At 68.1% G+C, this 15,193-nt stretch carries 17 protein-coding genes and 1 pseudogene; 6 read left to right on the forward strand and 12 right to left on the reverse strand.

The window, feature by feature from the left end; all coding sequences use genetic code 11:
* Positions 1–15: 15 nt before the first annotated feature.
* Complete coding sequence (locus F1D05_RS38220) at positions 16–1,329, reverse strand: Gfo/Idh/MocA family protein (protein ID WP_246486318.1); 1,314 nt, start codon at positions 1,327–1,329, stop codon at positions 16–18.
* A 78-nt stretch (positions 1,330–1,407) separates the two neighbouring features.
* On the opposite strand from F1D05_RS38220, the gene F1D05_RS38225 reads away from it, so the two are divergent.
* A complete protein-coding gene (locus tag F1D05_RS38225; RefSeq protein ID WP_185445067.1) occupies positions 1,408–2,376 on the forward strand; it encodes a LacI family DNA-binding transcriptional regulator in 969 nt (322 codons plus the stop codon).
* 467 nt (positions 2,377–2,843) lie between these two features.
* Here F1D05_RS38225 and F1D05_RS41690 read toward each other — a convergent pair whose 3' ends face one another.
* From F1D05_RS41690 to F1D05_RS38255, 6 genes are all read right to left on the reverse strand, one after another.
* Positions 2,844–3,305 (reverse strand): FMN-binding protein, encoded by a 462-nt coding sequence (locus F1D05_RS41690; RefSeq protein ID WP_185445068.1) that lies wholly within the window; start codon positions 3,303–3,305, stop codon positions 2,844–2,846.
* Complete coding sequence (locus F1D05_RS42430; protein ID WP_281388883.1) at positions 3,302–3,856, reverse strand: FMN-binding protein; 555 nt, start codon at positions 3,854–3,856, stop codon at positions 3,302–3,304. Before F1D05_RS42430 ends, F1D05_RS41690 begins: the two co-directional genes overlap by 4 nt.
* Before the next feature lie 10 nt (positions 3,857–3,866).
* Entirely contained in the window at positions 3,867–5,225 is a 1,359-nt protein-coding gene (locus F1D05_RS38240; protein WP_185445069.1) for a ferredoxin reductase family protein, read from the reverse strand.
* 78 nt (positions 5,226–5,303) lie between these two features.
* A complete protein-coding gene (locus F1D05_RS38245) occupies positions 5,304–6,566 on the reverse strand; it encodes a sensor histidine kinase (RefSeq protein WP_185445070.1) in 1,263 nt (420 codons plus the stop codon).
* A complete protein-coding gene (locus tag F1D05_RS38250) occupies positions 6,563–7,219 on the reverse strand; it encodes a response regulator transcription factor (protein ID WP_185445071.1) in 657 nt (218 codons plus the stop codon). Before F1D05_RS38250 ends, F1D05_RS38245 begins: the two co-directional genes overlap by 4 nt.
* Positions 7,216–7,965, reverse strand: coding sequence for an FAD:protein FMN transferase (locus F1D05_RS38255; RefSeq protein WP_206685997.1), 750 nt, complete (start codon positions 7,963–7,965; stop codon positions 7,216–7,218). The genes F1D05_RS38250 and F1D05_RS38255 overlap by 4 nt, the downstream gene beginning before the upstream one ends.
* Before the next feature lie 177 nt (positions 7,966–8,142).
* Here F1D05_RS38255 and F1D05_RS38260 point away from each other — a divergent pair, with 177 nt between their 5' ends.
* The 4 genes from F1D05_RS38260 (at position 8,143) to F1D05_RS41700 (ending at position 10,416) form a co-directional block, all read left to right on the forward strand.
* On the forward strand, positions 8,143–8,307 hold the full coding sequence (locus F1D05_RS38260; RefSeq protein ID WP_185445073.1) for a hypothetical protein: 165 nt from the start codon (positions 8,143–8,145) through the stop codon (positions 8,305–8,307).
* Between the two features lie 69 nt (positions 8,308–8,376).
* Positions 8,377–8,640, forward strand: a complete 264-nt coding sequence (locus F1D05_RS38265) for a metal-sensitive transcriptional regulator (RefSeq protein WP_206686455.1) — start codon at positions 8,377–8,379, stop codon at positions 8,638–8,640.
* A gap of 93 nt (positions 8,641–8,733) precedes the next feature.
* The gene (locus F1D05_RS38270; RefSeq protein WP_206685998.1) at positions 8,734–10,095 is read left to right on the forward strand and encodes an MBL fold metallo-hydrolase; all 1,362 of its coding nucleotides are present in this window, start codon (positions 8,734–8,736) and stop codon (positions 10,093–10,095) included.
* A gap of 168 nt (positions 10,096–10,263) precedes the next feature.
* Entirely contained in the window at positions 10,264–10,416 is a 153-nt protein-coding gene (locus F1D05_RS41700) for a hypothetical protein (RefSeq protein ID WP_185445075.1), read from the forward strand.
* A 132-nt stretch (positions 10,417–10,548) separates the two neighbouring features.
* On the opposite strand, the gene F1D05_RS41705 is transcribed toward F1D05_RS41700, so the two are convergent.
* Both F1D05_RS41705 and F1D05_RS41710 read right to left on the reverse strand, forming a co-directional pair.
* Positions 10,549–10,773: a hypothetical protein gene (locus tag F1D05_RS41705; RefSeq protein WP_246486984.1), complete on the reverse strand. Its 225-nt coding sequence runs from the start codon at positions 10,771–10,773 to the stop codon at positions 10,549–10,551.
* A 283-nt stretch (positions 10,774–11,056) separates the two neighbouring features.
* A pseudogene (locus tag F1D05_RS41710) lies at positions 11,057–11,722 on the reverse strand (COG4705 family protein); the annotation flags it as partial.
* Between F1D05_RS41710 and F1D05_RS41715 the strand changes: the two are divergent.
* On the forward strand, positions 11,628–11,825 hold the full coding sequence (locus tag F1D05_RS41715) for a hypothetical protein (protein ID WP_246486985.1): 198 nt from the start codon (positions 11,628–11,630) through the stop codon (positions 11,823–11,825). The pseudogene F1D05_RS41710 and the gene F1D05_RS41715 sit on opposite strands and share 95 nt — an antisense overlap.
* Before the next feature lie 29 nt (positions 11,826–11,854).
* Here the strand turns inward: F1D05_RS41715 and F1D05_RS38285 are convergent, their stop codons facing one another.
* The 3 genes from F1D05_RS38285 to F1D05_RS38295 are packed head-to-tail and all read right to left on the reverse strand — an operon-like array spanning position 11,855 to position 15,088.
* On the reverse strand, positions 11,855–13,111 hold the full coding sequence (locus F1D05_RS38285) for a sensor histidine kinase (RefSeq protein WP_185445076.1): 1,257 nt from the start codon (positions 13,109–13,111) through the stop codon (positions 11,855–11,857).
* Entirely contained in the window at positions 13,102–13,755 is a 654-nt protein-coding gene (locus F1D05_RS38290; protein WP_185445077.1) for a response regulator transcription factor, read from the reverse strand. Before F1D05_RS38290 ends, F1D05_RS38285 begins: the two co-directional genes overlap by 10 nt.
* The gene (locus tag F1D05_RS38295; protein WP_206686000.1) at positions 13,733–15,088 is read right to left on the reverse strand and encodes a histidine kinase dimerization/phospho-acceptor domain-containing protein; all 1,356 of its coding nucleotides are present in this window, start codon (positions 15,086–15,088) and stop codon (positions 13,733–13,735) included. The genes F1D05_RS38290 and F1D05_RS38295 overlap by 23 nt, the downstream gene beginning before the upstream one ends.
* Between the last annotated feature and the right edge of the window lie 105 nt (positions 15,089–15,193).

Here is a 15,193-nt window from a genome sequence, read left to right on the forward strand (position 1 = left end):
CTTTGCCACGGGGGTTCAGCTCCAGCCGCCTAGGTCGAGGTCCGTGATGGTGATGGGGTTGCCGGTGGCGAGGGACTGGTTGGCGGCGATGCCGACGGCAACGGCTCGGACGCCGTCGTCGAGGTCGGCGGCGCGGCCCAGGGGGTCGTTGCCCGGTCCCTTGAAGAGGTCCGCGTAGATCAGTTGGTCGCCGCCACCGTGGCTGCCTTCGCCGCGGGGGATCTCGACCTCGACCGCGGAGGCCCAGTGCTTCTGCAGGACCAGCCGTTCGCCGTCGGACCGTACTTCGCCGGCAACCACGCGCTCGGCCGGGTAGCTCGGGTCGATCCGGTCGTCGATCACCGCAGCCCGCTCGACCACCTCGAGCTCGGCGCGGCCCTCGGTGCCGTTGACCGAGACGCGGTACCCCTCCCACGGTGAGTGGGCGTTGAGCGAGTAGCTCATCCGGGCGCCGTTCGCGTACTCCGCGATCACGGATATGTTGTCCTCGATCGTGATCCCCGGTCCGAACACGTCCTGGTCGCGTCGATAGCCGTCGTACTGCTCGCTCTCCCAGTAGAGCTGACGGTTGATGTCGTCGGTCCGGAGATCCAGCAACCACGGGTCATCGGCCGAGCCATCGACCGTACCGCGTTCAGGTCGTTGCCCGAGGCCACGAGCTGCTGCGTTGTCCGAGCCGTAGAAGGACAGGCCGCCGGAGGCGAAGACGCGGGTCGGGGAGGAGGCGATCCACCAGTTCACCAGGTCGAAGTGATGCGACGCCTTGTGCACCATGAGACCACCGGAGAACTGCTTCTCGCGGTGCCACCGCCGGAAGTAGTCGGCGCCGTGCCGGGTGTCGAGCACCCACTGGAACTCGACGCTGGTCACCTTGCCGATCTCGCCGTCCTGGATCAGCTGCCGGAGTGCGCTGTTCCGCGGGGAGTAGCGGTAGTTGAAGGTCACGACGACGGACTTGCCGGACTCGTTCATCGCGTCGACGATCTGGCGCGTGCCGTCGGCGTCGATCGTCAGCGGCTTCTCCACGATCACATCCGCGCCGGCGCGCAGCAGACGGGACACCACGGCGGCGTGGGTGTAGTCGGGGCTTGTCACGACCACGCGGTCGACGGACTGCTCCTTGACCATCTGCTCCAGGTCGTCAGCGCCGTACTGCGGAAGCTCCGCGCTACCGAGCTCCTGCACGTACCTTTGGTGGAACGCCAGTCGCCCCGGGTTCGGATCGAGCAAGGCGACCAGCTGCGCCTCCTCGGGGTGCTCCTCGATGATCGCGCGAACGTACGAACGCGCTCGGGAACCGGTCCCGGCGACTGCATATCGTCTGGGCACGACGACGCTCCTTCTACTCGTGTAGATCTGCACGCTAGCAACCAGTTCATGGGGCGGTCAAGGCCGTACTATCGGCTCATGTCCAAGGCCACCCCAGTCACCCGGAACGACGTGGCGCAGTACGCCGGCGTCAGTACCGCCGTGGTCAGTTACGTGGTCAACGAAGGCCCGCGCCCGGTCGCGCCGGAAACCCGGGAACGGGTCCTGGAGGCGATCCGGGTCCTCGGCTACCGGCCGAACGCCACCGCCCGCGCCCTCCGGATGGGCACCACCCACACTCTCGGCCTCATTACCCCCGACGGCGGCAACCCCCTCTTCGCCGAACTGGCCAAGGCCATCGACAAGGAGGCCTCGGCCCGCGGGTACGTCGTACTGCAGACCAGCACCGACGGTGATCCCGTGACCGAGCAGGCCAAGATCGCGGAGCTCCTGATTCGCCAGGTCAGCGGTCTCCTGCTGGTCGGCCCGGCCGCCGACCCGGACCTGACCGAGGTGAGCATCCCGGTGGTGGCGATCAACCGGGTCCTGTCAGAGGTGAGCTCGGTACGGCCGCAGTACCGTGAAGGCGCCCGCGCAGGTGTCGAGCACTTGATTGCCCACGGCCACCGTGTCGTCGGCCTGGTCGTCGGCGGGCCCCCGAACGGCGAACGCGAACTCGGCTGGCAGGACGCCCTCCACCAAGCCGGCTTGACCGACGGCCCGATCGCTCGTGCCCAATTCAGTCGACACGGTGGGTACGGTGCCGGCCGAGAGTTGCTCACGGCAACCAATAGACCCACGGCGATCTTCGCCAGCTCCGACCTCCAGGCCGTCGGCGTCCTCCGGGCAATCCACGAAGCCGGCCTCCGCGTCCCCGACGACATCGCCGTCCTTGCCTTCGACGGCACCGCCGAAACCGAATACACCTGGCCCCCGCTCACCGTCGTACGGCAGCCGCTGGAGCGGATGGCCCGTGACGCGGTCAGCCGGTTGATCGGCGGTCAGGATGCCGTCGAGGCGATCACCTACCCGACCGAACTCGTCCTCAGAACCTCCTGCGGCTGCTAACCCCCCCATACGGGTTGCCCAGGCCCCAGTTCCCCGCAGGTTGCCCTCTCTTCGTCCTGGATACGTCGCAGCGGTTACGGCTGCAGAACTTTCTACGGTTCGTCGCGGCAGCGGTGTCGCTGACGCTCTTGGTCACCGGCCTGGACACACGAGAGCCGGTCTTCGCGTTCGTCATCCAGCTGCGTCGGGCGGCCATGATCGCGTGGGCTGCCTGACAGCCGGCGGTGGCTATCGCGCCGGCAGACTCGGTGAGGTGCCCGTATTCGGCGTGGCCGGCGCGGGCGTAGGCAAGAGTGTGTCGAGCATCGCGCCACCAGCGTTCCGATGCCTGCCGCTGCAGGGCTTCGGGATAGTCGGGCTGCGGGAGGATGCCGTAGAGGACCTTGTCGATGGCCCGTTCCGCAACGACGCCGTTGAACTCCGCGCGGGGTGGAGTCTCCCGGCGGAGGGGCCGAAGGTCGCGACCTTCACTTCAGATGCGCCGCGTCCAAGGCTGCCTGCAGCGATCCGCGGTAGCCGTCGGACGTGTAGGTCGCGCCGGACACGGTGTCGATCCGGGCACTCTGAGCAACGAGTGTCTCGCGCTGGAGCACCGGAATGGCATAGCTGTTGATCTCGCGGTCCCGGCCGCCTTCCGTCGGGTAGTCGATGGCGGTAGCGGCCACGATCCGCCCGGCCTTGATGGTCACGCGCACCTGCACGGGTCCGTATCTGGTGGGAACCGAAGTGCCGTTCACCACGGTACTTCCGGCAGGCTGGCCGGCTCCCGGTGTCGTAGCCACCACGCCGGGCGGTGCGGCGGCGGACGTTGTCGAGTGGCGTCCAGAGTTGGTGCTGGTCGGATAGAGGAACAGCAGGCCCAGCACGGCCGCCGTACCGCCGAAGACGAGCGCGTTGCGCCTGGTTCGGCTGACCGGTGCCGTGCTCATAGTGCCCCCGCTTGATGGGCTGCATCCAGTGCGGACTGCAACGAACTCTGGTATCCGGCCGAGGTGAAGGTCGCGCCCGAGACGGTGTCGATCCGTCCGCTCTGAGCCTGGACGACTTCCTGGTTCAGCTGCGGAACCGCCTGGCTGTTGATGCTGTCGGTCCGGCTGTCTCCCTTCGGCGCCACGATCGCGTCCGCGGCCACGATCCGCCCACCCCGGATCCGCAGCTGGACCTGTACCGGCCCGTACTGCGTATCGACCAGCCCGCCGTTCACCGTCACACTCGCCCGCTTCGGCTTCGGCTTCGGCTTCGGTGTGGGCGTGGACGTGGGTTCGGGCGTGGGCTTGGTGGGCTGTGCGGCAGCTGGCCGCGGTGTCCGGGCCGGCGGTCGGGAACGGGAAGGGGTCGTCGAGCGGGCGGGACCCGTCGTGATCGCCGGGCCCGCAGTCTGTTCCACGGCCGGGCGGGCACTCAGACGCAGCCCGACACCCACCGCGGCCACGCTGATCGCCGACATCGCGAGTACCGCACCGCGCCTCACGGCAGACACCGAATCGTCGTCACCACGAGAACCGTTCCTGATGGAGTTGGGAAGCCGGCAGACCGGCCTCCAGCGCGGCCGCCGAGATCGCGTCCATCCACGGGTCCGGTCCGCAGACGAAGACGTCGTACGCCGAAAGGTGCGGGACGAGTGCCTCGAGTGCGGCGGCATCTTCCCACTGGGCTGCCTCCTGCGGGAGCCACGACTTGCGGTCGGTGATGCGCCGCCCGAGCACGTAGTGGACGGTGGTGCCGCGGTCGCGAGCCAGTTGCTCGAGCTCTTCGCGGAACACCAGGTCCGGACTGCTCCGGGCGCGGTAGACCAGGACGGCGTCACCGGGGGAGTAGGGCAGATCCTCCAGCAGGGCACGGAGCGGGGTGATTCCGATGCCGCAGGCAAGCATCGCGAGGCGCCGGCCGATCCGGCGCTCGCCCGTCAGCCGGCCGTACGGACCCTCGATCAGCACCTTGGTTCCAGGCCGGAGACCGGCCAGCCGGCGGCTGCTGTCGCCCGCATCCTTGGCGGTGATCTGCAGTCGATGGTGCCGCGGCGGTGCGGACAGCGAGTACGGGTTGCCACGCGACCAGCCCGGACCGTCGAGGAACCGGAAGACGAAGAACTGGCCGGCCTGGACCGGTAGCCGGTGCAACCCGCGACCGGCCAGGTGGACCGTGACGACGTCCTGGCTCTCCCGGACGACCGAACTCACGGTGATCCCGTGCCGCAGCGTCCGCCAGATCGGTAGCCCGACGCGGTAGAAGGCGATCGCGCCGGCCGCGAGTGCGTAGGCGGACCACCAATAGACCTGGGCGAGCCGTGAGGTGGAGAAGTCCTGACCGGTCCAGATCTCGTGCGGGATGGACAAGCCGACGCCGACGTAGGCGTAGAGATGCAGCAGATGCCACGACTCGTACCGGAGTGCCTTTCGAGCGACCCGCACAGACGTGACAGCGACGGCGGTCAGGGCGATGGTGGCTGCCACGGCCAGCAGCATCCCGCCGTACGCGGTGACGATGGTCCACGTCTCCCGCAGCAGGTCGCTGTGGTCGCGGAGGGTGTAGCCGACTGTGATCAGCACGATGTGTGCCAGCAGCAGATTGAACGAGTAGAAGCCGACCAGCCGGTGCCGCCGCGCCAGCTCGTCCTGACCGTAGCTCCGCTCGATGATCGGGACCCGTGCCATCAGGAACACCTGTACGAGCAGGAGATCCGCCGCGACCAGTCCGGTCAGCCGTCCCACCGAGATGAGCAGATCGGCCGGCCCGGAGCCCAGCAACTGCAGGCCGCGGCCGGACACCCAGAGCAGTAGGACGACCAGCGCGCTGACCCAGCAGGCGATGGCGACCGCGTCGCGCCACCACGGGGGTGTCCGGCGCATCCGCGATCTTGCGTGCGAGGACCGCGTCGCTCCGGCCGTCCTCATTGTGCTCATGGTGACGACGATGCCCTCGGAATCTTAGGGATTCCTTGGAGCCTGCGGTGGTCGGTCGGGCAGCCTCGGCAGCGACAGTTCGAAGGTTGCGCCGACCTGACTTTCGACCAGCCGCAACTGACCGCCGTGACGGTTCGCGACGTCGTGGCTGAGGGCGAGACCGAGGCCGTAGTGGGCCCGTCCGGCCCGTTGCTCGCCCGAGTGGAACCGTCGCAGTACCTGGTCAGCCGCCTCGGGCGCGATCCCGGGCCCGGTGTCGCTGACGGTGACGACCACCAACCGCCGCTCTCGCCGGACGGCGATGCGCACCTGCCCGCCGGCCGGGGTGTGGTCGATGGCGTTGTCGACCAGCGACAGGACTGCCCGGCGCAGCGCGGTGGCCGACCCGGAAACCCCGGCGGGTGGCTCGCCGACGTCGGCGAGCAGTTCGACGCCGCGGTCCGCGGCGTGGGCCCGAGCGCTGTCGACGACTCCCTGGACGAGTTCGGACAGTTCGAGTGCCTCACGGGTCTCCTGGCCACGTGGATCGGCGGCGGCCAGCAGATCTTCGACGACCTCACCCAGCCGTTGCGCGTCGAGAACCACACCCTGCGAGTCCGCTTTGGTCTGGTCAGGGAAATCACCCGACCGGACGGCGCGGTTCAGCAGTTGCGCGCGGGTGGTGAGCAGGGTCAGCGGTGTCCGCAGTTCGTGGCCGGCGTCGGCGATGAAGGTGCGCTGCAGGGTGAGTGCCTGCGCCAACGGCCGGACCGCGCGCCGCCCGAACAACACACCAAGCAGTACCGCGAACAGCAGGCCGATCACCGACGCGACCCCCATCGCCTTCAGCAGCCTGGTTCGCTCCTGATGGGCAGAGGTGAGATCGAGCACCACCTGGACGGTCTGGCCGCCTCGTTGCCGGGTCGCGACCCGGAACATGTCGTGATCACCGGACTCGGCGAGATTCGTCAACACCGGTTGGGGTTTCGCACCGACCCGCAGCCTGGCCAGCTCGACGGTCAATTCGCCGGGCAGGCCCGGCGTGGCGGTGACGACACCGGCGCGAGTCATCACCAACCAGGCGCTCGGCGGCGGGTCGCCGACGTCGTCGGCAGTGCGTGCGGTGGAACGAAGGAGATCGTCGGCCGCGACGGACTGCCCGCGAACGACGACGACTGTCACCAGCAGGACGAGGAGCAGCATCGCCAGCGCGACCATGCCCGCGGCCTGGGCGGCCAGTCGCCGGGCGGCGGTGCGAACGAGGATGTCATCACCGATCGATCTCCGGGCCGGTCGACGCTTCGTCATGGGCTGCCCAGCCGGTAGCCGAGGCCGCGGACGGTACTGATCACACCGCGGCCGAGCTTTCGCCGGCAGTAGTGGACATAGGTGTCGACGATGGACTCGGACTCGGCCTCGCCGAACACCCGGTCGAGCAGGTCTCGCCGGCTGAAGACCACGGCCGGCCGGGCTGCGAGCAGGCCGAGCAGCGCCGCCTCTCGCTCGGACAACTCGACCTGTTCGCCACGAGTACGCCGTACGGTGCGCGTGGACAGGTCCAGGGAACCGCCCGGCACCGGCAAGGAGTGGGCGTGGTCGGTGTGACGCCGGAGCAACGCGCGAAGCCGGGCCAGCAACTCGCTGAGCTCGAAGGGTTTTGCCAGGTAGTCTTCGGCGCCCGCGTCGAGGCCGTCCACCCGGTCCTGCGTGCTGCCCCGGGCGGACAGCACCATCATCGGCGTCGTCACACCGCGGCTCCGGAGCCGGGCGATCAGATCCAGGCCTTCGACCGCCGGCAGACCACGGTCGATCATCATCACCTCGAACGACCGGGTCAGCGCCAGGTGCAGCCCGCGCTGACCATCGGGAGCGATGGTCACCTCGTATCCCTCGGCGGCGAGGACGCGATCGAGCATGGTCGCCAGGTCCTGGTCGTCCTCGACGAGCAACAGTTCGGTCATCGTGGCCATCCGGCGGTGGTTCGCCAGGTCCCGTCCGGCGCGATACAGAGACCCTCGTAGGCGGCGATACGGTCGAGGAAATCGGTCCAGTCATCGCCCGACACGAAGGCGGCGGTCGCCAGGACGTCGGCAAGCTCCAGGGACGGACCGACGACCGTGATGGAGAGCCGGCGGCCGGTCACTGCCCGGCCGGTTCGCGGGTCGTACAGATGAGCACCCCGCGCGGTTGTCCCGCTGGTCGCGACGGCGCCGGCCGAAACGGCGACCGAGGTCTTGACGGCAGCCGGATCAAGCGGGTCCTGGATCCCGACGACGAAGGGCTCACCGCTCGGGCAGTTCACCACCACATCGCCGCCGGCGTTGAGGCACCAGTCAAGCTCTCCGACCGCGGTGAGCAGACGGGCCGCGCGCTCGGTCGCCCAGCCTTTGACCAGTCCGGACGGATCCCAGTTCCCGTCCGGCCTGGTGGCATCGAAGAGACCTCCGGTCAGCTCAGCCGCCCGCAGACAGCGACCGGCCACTTCACGGACCAGCGGAGTGGCATCGGCCCAGCCGAGCTCACCGCGCCCGAGCCTGCTGACTTCGCTGTCGTCGCGGTACGGCGAGAAGACCCGGTCGACCTCACGGAGTTCCGCGTACACAGCGCGCACCGCCGCGTCCGCGGCCGCCGACCCGGCCGACGCGCCACGAGCAAGCACGCTGACGGGAAGCCCCATCACCTGCTCGACCCAGCTCCGCCTACTCACCACGGGACCCCCATCCCGCCCAGCCTGACTCATGGTTGCTGAGTACAAGCTGAGCCGGGTGCCCGCCGCGTCGAAATCTCCGCGCCGAGGTGTATTGCCGGTATCACGGCGATCTCGACGTTCAGCATACCCCCGGGGGTATGCTGATGATTGATCGCCGATCCGGAGGAGCTTGGGATGTGTCGAGCAGTGAAGTGCCGCCAGTGCGGCAAGACGACGTGGGCCGGCTGCGGTCAGCACGCCGCGCAGGTCAAGCAGGCGGTCCCGGTAGAGCAGTGGTGTGGCGGTCACCCGAAGGGTGAAGGTGGTGGTGGGTACTTCGCCCGCCTGTTCGGTCGCTGACCAAGCGTCAGGCAGATTTGAGGCAGTGACGTCCGGGATGGTTTCGGTGTGGAGGTGGCAGCGGTGCAGATGGACAGCCAGGTGATGAAGGACCCGTTGACGCGGCTCAAGCGCGCACATGGGCAGCTCGCGGGTGTGATTGCGATGATCGAGGCAGGCGATGAGTGCGAGCGGGTGTTGACCCAGCTTGCCGCCGTGTCGAGTGCGCTGGACCGGGCCGGATTCAAGATCATCTCCACCGGCATGCGGCACTGCCAAGCGATGCGCGACCGCGGCGAGGAGCCGCCGCTGACCGAGGAGCAGTTGGAGAAGCTGTTCCTCGCCTTGGCCTGAGACCAGTACCGGACCCTGCGTTCTTGTCTGTCGAGATGAGCGCGGAGGTCTGTTCAACGCATACTCCCAGGGGTATGCAGATAAGGAATTGAGATGGCCATCGACATCGAGGTGATCGAGACGTCGTCACTGGGTGACCGCAGTTACCTGGCCAGCGACGGCCAGGTAGCGGTCGTGGTCGACCCGCAACGCGATATCGACCGGATTCTCGACCTCGTCAACCGCAAGGGGGCGCGGATCACGTATGTCCTGGAAACACACATCCACAATGACTACGTGACCGGCGGCCTGGAGTTGGCCCGGGCAACTGGCGCGACGTATGTCGTGGGAGCCGGTGACGAGGTCGAGTTCGAACGGCTCGCGGTCGGCGACGGGGACGAGATCAGCACCGGCACGATCAGGCTGCGGGTTCTCCACACTCCCGGGCACACCCATCACCACATCGCCTACGCCCTTCACAGCAGCGACGGCAACGGCGAGATCCAAGCGGTGTTCACCGGCGGATCGATGCTGTTCGGCGCGACCGGCCGCACCGATCTGTTAGGCCCCGAGCACACCGACGAACTGACCCACGCGCAGTACCACTCCGTACGGCGACTGGCCGCGGAACTGCCCGGCACCGCCGAGGTGCTGCCCACCCACGGGTTCGGCAGTTTCTGCTCCGCGACCCCGACCAGCGGCGACTCCTCGACCGTGGCCGAGCAGCACACCGCGAACCCCGCCCTCACACTGCAGGAGCAGGACTACGTCGACACGCTGCTAGCCGGCCTGGACGCCTACCCCGCCTACTACGCCCACATGGGCGTCATCAACAAACGCGGCCCGGAGCCGGTCGACCTGTCCCTGCCCGAACCAGTCGACGCCGCCGAGTTGCGTCACCGGCTGGAAGCAGGCGAATGGGTCGTCGACCTGCGCGAACGAACCGCCTTCGCCGCTGGGCACCTGGCCGGAACCCTGGCCTTCGAGCTGTCCGCCAACTTCGTCACCTACCTGGGCTGGCTCTACCAGTACGGCACCCCGCTCACCCTCATCGGTGACACCCAAGACCAGGTCGCCGACGCCCGCCGTGAACTGGTCCGGATCGGCATCGACGTACTGTCCGGCGCCGCCACCGGAGACATCACCGCCCTGGCCGGCAACCAGCCCCTACGGTCCTACCCGGTCACCGACTTCGCCGGGCTCGCCGCCGCCCGCAAAGAACGCGCGATCCGGGTGATTGATGCCCGACGCAACGACGAACGCGCCAAGAGCAGCGTCAGCGAATCGATCCACATCCCGCTGCACGAACTCGCCGACCGGCTCGGCGAGATCCCTGACGGAGAAGTCTGGGTGTACTGCGGCTCCGGCTATCGCGCATCCATCGCCGCCTCCGTACTCGACCGCCATGGTCACCAACTCGTCCTCGTCAACGACGCCTACGACCACGCCGAACAAGCGGGTCTGATCCAGTCGTGAAGCCCCACAGCGGGCAACGACGGGACACGGCGTGATCGTTGCGTCGGGCTCGGCGCCGTCATCGGAGCCCTGCTCGGGCTCTCCTCGGCCACCGCCGTGCTCCCGCGGATCCGTCGACGCGGTCTGATCGCCTGGCGTATCGCAGATGTGTTTGGAGCCGCAGGAACCGTGACAGCGTTCGCAGGCACGGCCGTGAATGAGGTTCTTCCCGAGAACCTCGTACTGCTCGGATTCGCCGCCCTGATGATCGCCGCGGCAGTCCAGATACTCCGCGGCTCAGGCACCACCGGCGGATGCTGCGCCCTGCCCGGCGGCGGGTGACCTGGCGCAGCTGCCTACCCAAGGCATCGTGGAGGTGCCACGTCGACCTGCTCGCACTGTCCGTCAGCCCCACAACCCTGTCGCCGAAATGCCGTTCCGGAGGATTACCCGCGGGAACGGCATCTTGTCGGATCAGCCCAAGGTCTTCTGCAGCGCCTGGACTGCCTGCTTCTCGGTGGTCGGGTTCTTGGTTTTGCGGACTGAGGTGAACAGCGCGTCGTTCTGGCTGTCGATGAAGTCCCAGGCCTTTCCGTCGAGGGGCTTGAGGGTGTCTTCGTCGTCGTCCCAGGCCTTTTCGTAGGCGTCGACGGCGTTGTTCAGTCCGGTCTGGTCGCTCTTGACGAGGTCTGCGTCCATGCTGTTGACCAAGGTGCGGAACCGGGCCACATCGGCTGCGGGGAAGTGTGAGATCGCCTGCTCCGAGGTGAGGTGGAGGTTCGCCGCTGCCGGGTTCGGGCCCTCGCCCTCGGCGGCCCGCGTTCGTGTGCGGCTGTGCGTTTGCCCAGGTCAGGAGGATGCCGGTGGCAACGGCTGCGGCTGCCATCACGCCGAGGAGGGGCCACTCGCGGCGCGGCTGGTGATACTTGGCCGATCGTACGTCGCGCTGGTGTCCTTCGATGACGTCGGTCTTGGTGAGGGTGAGGTAGACGACGGTTGCCAGGATCGCGCTCAGGAAGATGAGGCTGGTGACCAGGGTTCCGAGGCCCAGGCCCTGGTCGGGGACCTTGGGGGACGCCAGCCAGTCGCCGAGGTTCGCGCCGAGCGGACGGGTGAGGATGTACGCCAGCCAGAAGGCCAGGACCGGGTTCGCGCCCAGACGCCAGCAGGCGACGATGATCGCGATCAGGGCCAGCGGCAACAGAACTGACACGCCCGGACTCCAGCCGGTCAGCTCGAGAGTCCAGTCGCCGGCCGCGGTTCCGAGGGCGAAGGTGACGAGGACGGCCAGCCAGTAGAAGCCCTCGCGCGGCCGGCTGACGATGCTGTGGATCGAGAGTGTGCGTTCACGGGCCCACCAGATGCCGAACACGACGACAAGAGCCACCGTGAAGACGGCTGTACTGATCCACAACGGCACGCCGAGTTGGTCGGTGAGGATGTCGGTGTAGAGCGTGCCGGTGACGCTGACGACCACGACGGTGAGCCAGTAGGCGGCCGGCTTGTATCGGGTCGTGCTCACCTGCCAGCCGAGGACTACGGCGAACACCACGGTGAAGATGATCGCGGTGGCAACAAGGCCAACGCCCAGCTGCATGTTGATCCAGTCGGCGAAGCTCTCACCGACGGTGGTGCACAGGATCTTGATGAGCCAGAACCAGACAGTGACCTCGGGCACCTTGTTGAGCAGCGCCCGGGATGTTGCCGTGCGGGTCGCGGTATTGGTTGTCATGCGGGCCACCCTTGCCTGAAGCACCTGCACGCAACCTGACTGCCGTCGTCAGGCCCGCGGGAAGCGCACCTCGACGTGTCCGCGGCCGTCGGCCACCGCCCGTACGCCGAGACCGGTGGCGGTCGCGATCCGGCGGACCACGGCGAGGCCGAGTCCATGTCCGTCCGTGCCGCTGTGACCTGGTGCGAAGATCCGTTCGAGCTCGTCCGGCCGGAAGCCCGGTCCGTCGTCGAGAACATGGACGACGACGCTGTTGCCGACAGCATCTACTTGGAGGGAGACAGTCGCTGTCGCGTGCCGGGCCGCGTTGTCGAGCAGGGGCGCCAGGACGGCAGCCACCACGTCGGCGGGCACAGCCACCTCGAGATCACCCGCGGCATCGATCTGTACCTCGCGGCCCTCGGAAACCTGTCGCAGGACCACCGACAGCCGACACGTTGCCTCCCCGCGGATCCGGGACCGGGCGGCGTCGAGGATGGCGTTCACCGCATTGCTGAGCCGGTCCGCCTCGGCCAGGACCACCTGCGGGTCGACCTGGGTTCCCGAGAGCTCGGCCAATTGGGCATCGCCGCGCAGTACGGTGATCGGTGTCCGCAGTTCATGCGCGATCTCGTCGGTCAGTCGCCGCTCGTCGGCGATGGTGGCTGAGACCCGGTCGAGAAGCCGATCGAAGGTCTGGGCCAACTCGCCGAACTCGTCGCGACTGGTCTCGAGGCCGAAGCGGCGGCCAGGGTCGTGGTCGCCCCATTCGTCGGCGAGCGCGGACATCCGATGAACGACGCGCAACGCCCGGCTGACGCCGAGGTACGCGACGAAGCCCGCGAGTACGACGGCGAGAGCGCCGAGGACGAGTGACGCGATCAGGCTGCGCTGCTCGGAGTTCTCGTACGGCGTGAGGTCCACCGTCACGACGACGGTGACCTGACGCCCCTGCGCGGGCAGCGGTGCGGCGTACAGCAGGTAGCGGCCCGTCGTCAGGTATTCCTCCTTGTCGCTCCTGCCCAGTTGATCGACGACTCCGGCGACGGCCGAGCGCGGGGCTCCGTCGATGAGACGACCGTCGGCGTACACCCAGGCGACGGTGTCGAACGCGTCGCCGGCGCCCTCGACCAGCCGTACACCGCCGTTCAGAACTTGAACGGTCGCTGCAACAGCATCGGCCCGTGTGCGCGCCAGGGTTCGGGTGTCCGCGTCCGTCGCCCGGCTGAGCAGAACATGGCTGAGCACCACGAGTACGGCGACGACCAGCGTCGCGGTCAGGACCGCGAGCGAGACGATCCGCGCCCGGAAGCCGGTCAATCCCATCGGTAGCCGACACCGCGCACTGTCGCGACCCGGCCGCCGACGCCAAGCCGTTCGAGCTTCACGCGAAGTCGCCGCAGGTAGGAATCCAGGGTGTTCTCGCTGACGTGGGCTCCGTGCGGCCAGCCGGCAGCGACGAGGGCGTGCCGGCGTACGACCTCACCGGGGACGGAGATCAGCCGGCCGAGCAGCCGGAACTCGGTCGGCGTCAGCGCCTCGCCACTGTCGCCCCTGCGAACTTCGTGGCTGGTCGGGTCGAGCACCACTTCGTCGGCGGCCACGGCAACCGTGGTCCGGCGCAGCAGTGCGCGGATCCGGACCAGCAACTCCGGGATGTCGAAGGGCTTGGTGAGATAGTCGTCGGCTCCAGCTTCGAAGCCGCTGACCTTGTGGTGCATCCCGCCCAGCGCGGTGAGCATCAGCACCGGCGCGTCCACGCCATGCGCACGCAATGCCAGGCAGACGTCGCGGCCGTCGGCGTCGGGTAAGCCGATGTCGAGGATCACGACCTGGGGGAGCGGGTCGAGCTGAGCGAGCAACTCGGAGCCTTTCGCGGTGGCAACAACTGAGTGTCCGTCACCTTCCAGGGCTCGCTGCAGCAATCCGCGCAGTGCGCGGTCGTCCTCACAGACTGCAACCCTGGCCATAGCGAGAACCGTACTGGTCAGCAGTCCTGGTCAGGCTTTCCGGGCGTCGGTCGATGGGAGGAGCAGGCTGAAGACCGTCGGTTCGGTGTTGGTGAGGTTGAGGCGGCCGCCGTGCGATTCGGCCAGGTCGCGGGCCAGGGCCGAGGCCGACGCCGGATCCTGCTTGCCCGCTGACGCCGCGACGGAACAGGTCGGTCCCGTCGCCTGCGATCGTTCCCTCGTCGGAGACTTCGATGGACACCGCACCGAGCACGTCCCGGGCTGCGACCAGGACTGTGCCGTGGCCGTGGGTCCTGGCGTTGTCGATGAGGACGTCGAGGATCTGCTGGCAGGCGTTGAGCGGGACGCCGACCGAGGCCATGTAGGCATCGTGAATCAGGAAGTCGACTCGGCGGCCGTCGCGGGCGAGCGAACCATGCCAGCGTTGGCGCGAACTGTCGACGAGGTCGTCAACAGTGCCGAACTGCTCGGACGCAGGTGCCTGGGTGGTCAATCGGGACAAGGCCAGTACCTGCTCGATGGTGAGCTGTAGCTCTTCAGTTCGGTGCAAGGCCTCCTCGAGCGACTGACGGGCATCGGCATGGCGATCCTGGAGTGCTGTCTCCAAGCCGAGGCGTAGTCCCGCCAGTGGGGTTCGCAGTTGGTGCGAAGCGTCCGTGCCGAAGTGGCGTGCGTGGTCGAGCACTGTGGACAACCGGGTCACCATCGCGTTCTGGGCAGCCGAAGCCGCATCGATCTCGGGGATGCCGCTGGCGGCCGCGCGGGCGGTGAGATCGCCCCCGGCGACTGAGCGGGCCACGTCGGCCAGCGACTCGAGCGGCCTGGTCAATCGCCTCGCCTGTCGAACCCCGACGGCCAGGCCGACAAGCAGGGCGACCATGGCCAAGGCCGCGACCCCTAGCCAGGCGAGAAGGACGCGGGTCCAGATGGCGCTGACCGGAGATGCCGAACGCACCACGCCGATGACCTGCTCCGCGGCGACGACCGGTACTGCGATCACGAGGTCACCACCGGTGCGCCCCTGGCTCACCTTGCCACTCAGGGCTGAGCGAGTGATGTCGTCGATCGCCGTTGGGCCGGCACCGGCACGGAGTTGCCTGTCGGTGTCGTAGACAGCCAGCTGTCCGTCGGTCGGCGAGGCGGGGAGCTCCACGGGGTCGCCCGCGGTGAAGTCCGGCCCGACCTGGATCGCCGCGGCCAGAGCCGCGCGTTCGAGCTCGGTCGCCTCGTCGCTGAAGAAGGAGATCCGGATCCCGATCGCGAACGGGACGGCGAGCAGCAGCAGGGAAACGATCACAGCGGTCAGCGCCACTCTGCTGACCCGCTGTCTCATCTGGCCATCATCGCGCCTCGCGGCCGACTTCGGTCAGAACTTTTGCCGTCCTCTAACCATGACGTGGGCAACCGCTAACCCGGAACTTTCTAGCGTCGAAGGCAT

Origin of the sequence: Kribbella qitaiheensis, assembly GCF_014217565.1 — a bacterium.
GTDB lineage: Bacteria > Actinomycetota > Actinomycetes > Propionibacteriales > Kribbellaceae > Kribbella > Kribbella qitaiheensis_A.

Excerpts from the sequence above, each read along its gene's own strand:
- F1D05_RS38225 (WP_185445067.1), top strand. The coding sequence starts at position 1,408 with ATGTCCAAGGCCACCCCAGTCACCCGGAACGACGTGGCGCAGTACGCC.
- F1D05_RS41690 (WP_185445068.1), bottom strand. The coding sequence starts at position 3,305 with ATGAGCACGGCACCGGTCAGCCGAACCAGGCGCAACGCGCTCGTCTTC.
- F1D05_RS38240 (WP_185445069.1), bottom strand. The coding sequence starts at position 5,225 with ATGCGCCGGACACCCCCGTGGTGGCGCGACGCGGTCGCCATCGCCTGC.
- F1D05_RS38245 (WP_185445070.1), bottom strand. The coding sequence starts at position 6,566 with ATGACGAAGCGTCGACCGGCCCGGAGATCGATCGGTGATGACATCCTC.
- F1D05_RS38250 (WP_185445071.1), bottom strand. The coding sequence starts at position 7,219 with ATGACCGAACTGTTGCTCGTCGAGGACGACCAGGACCTGGCGACCATG.
- F1D05_RS38260 (WP_185445073.1), top strand. The coding sequence starts at position 8,143 with ATGTGTCGAGCAGTGAAGTGCCGCCAGTGCGGCAAGACGACGTGGGCC.
- F1D05_RS38265 (WP_206686455.1), top strand. The coding sequence starts at position 8,377 with ATGGACAGCCAGGTGATGAAGGACCCGTTGACGCGGCTCAAGCGCGCA.
- F1D05_RS38270 (WP_206685998.1), top strand. The coding sequence starts at position 8,734 with ATGGCCATCGACATCGAGGTGATCGAGACGTCGTCACTGGGTGACCGC.
- F1D05_RS41705 (WP_246486984.1), bottom strand. The coding sequence starts at position 10,773 with ATGGACGCAGACCTCGTCAAGAGCGACCAGACCGGACTGAACAACGCC.
- F1D05_RS38285 (WP_185445076.1), bottom strand. The coding sequence starts at position 13,111 with ATGGGATTGACCGGCTTCCGGGCGCGGATCGTCTCGCTCGCGGTCCTG.
- F1D05_RS38290 (WP_185445077.1), bottom strand. The coding sequence starts at position 13,755 with ATGGCCAGGGTTGCAGTCTGTGAGGACGACCGCGCACTGCGCGGATTG.
- F1D05_RS38295 (WP_206686000.1), bottom strand. The coding sequence starts at position 15,088 with ATGAGACAGCGGGTCAGCAGAGTGGCGCTGACCGCTGTGATCGTTTCC.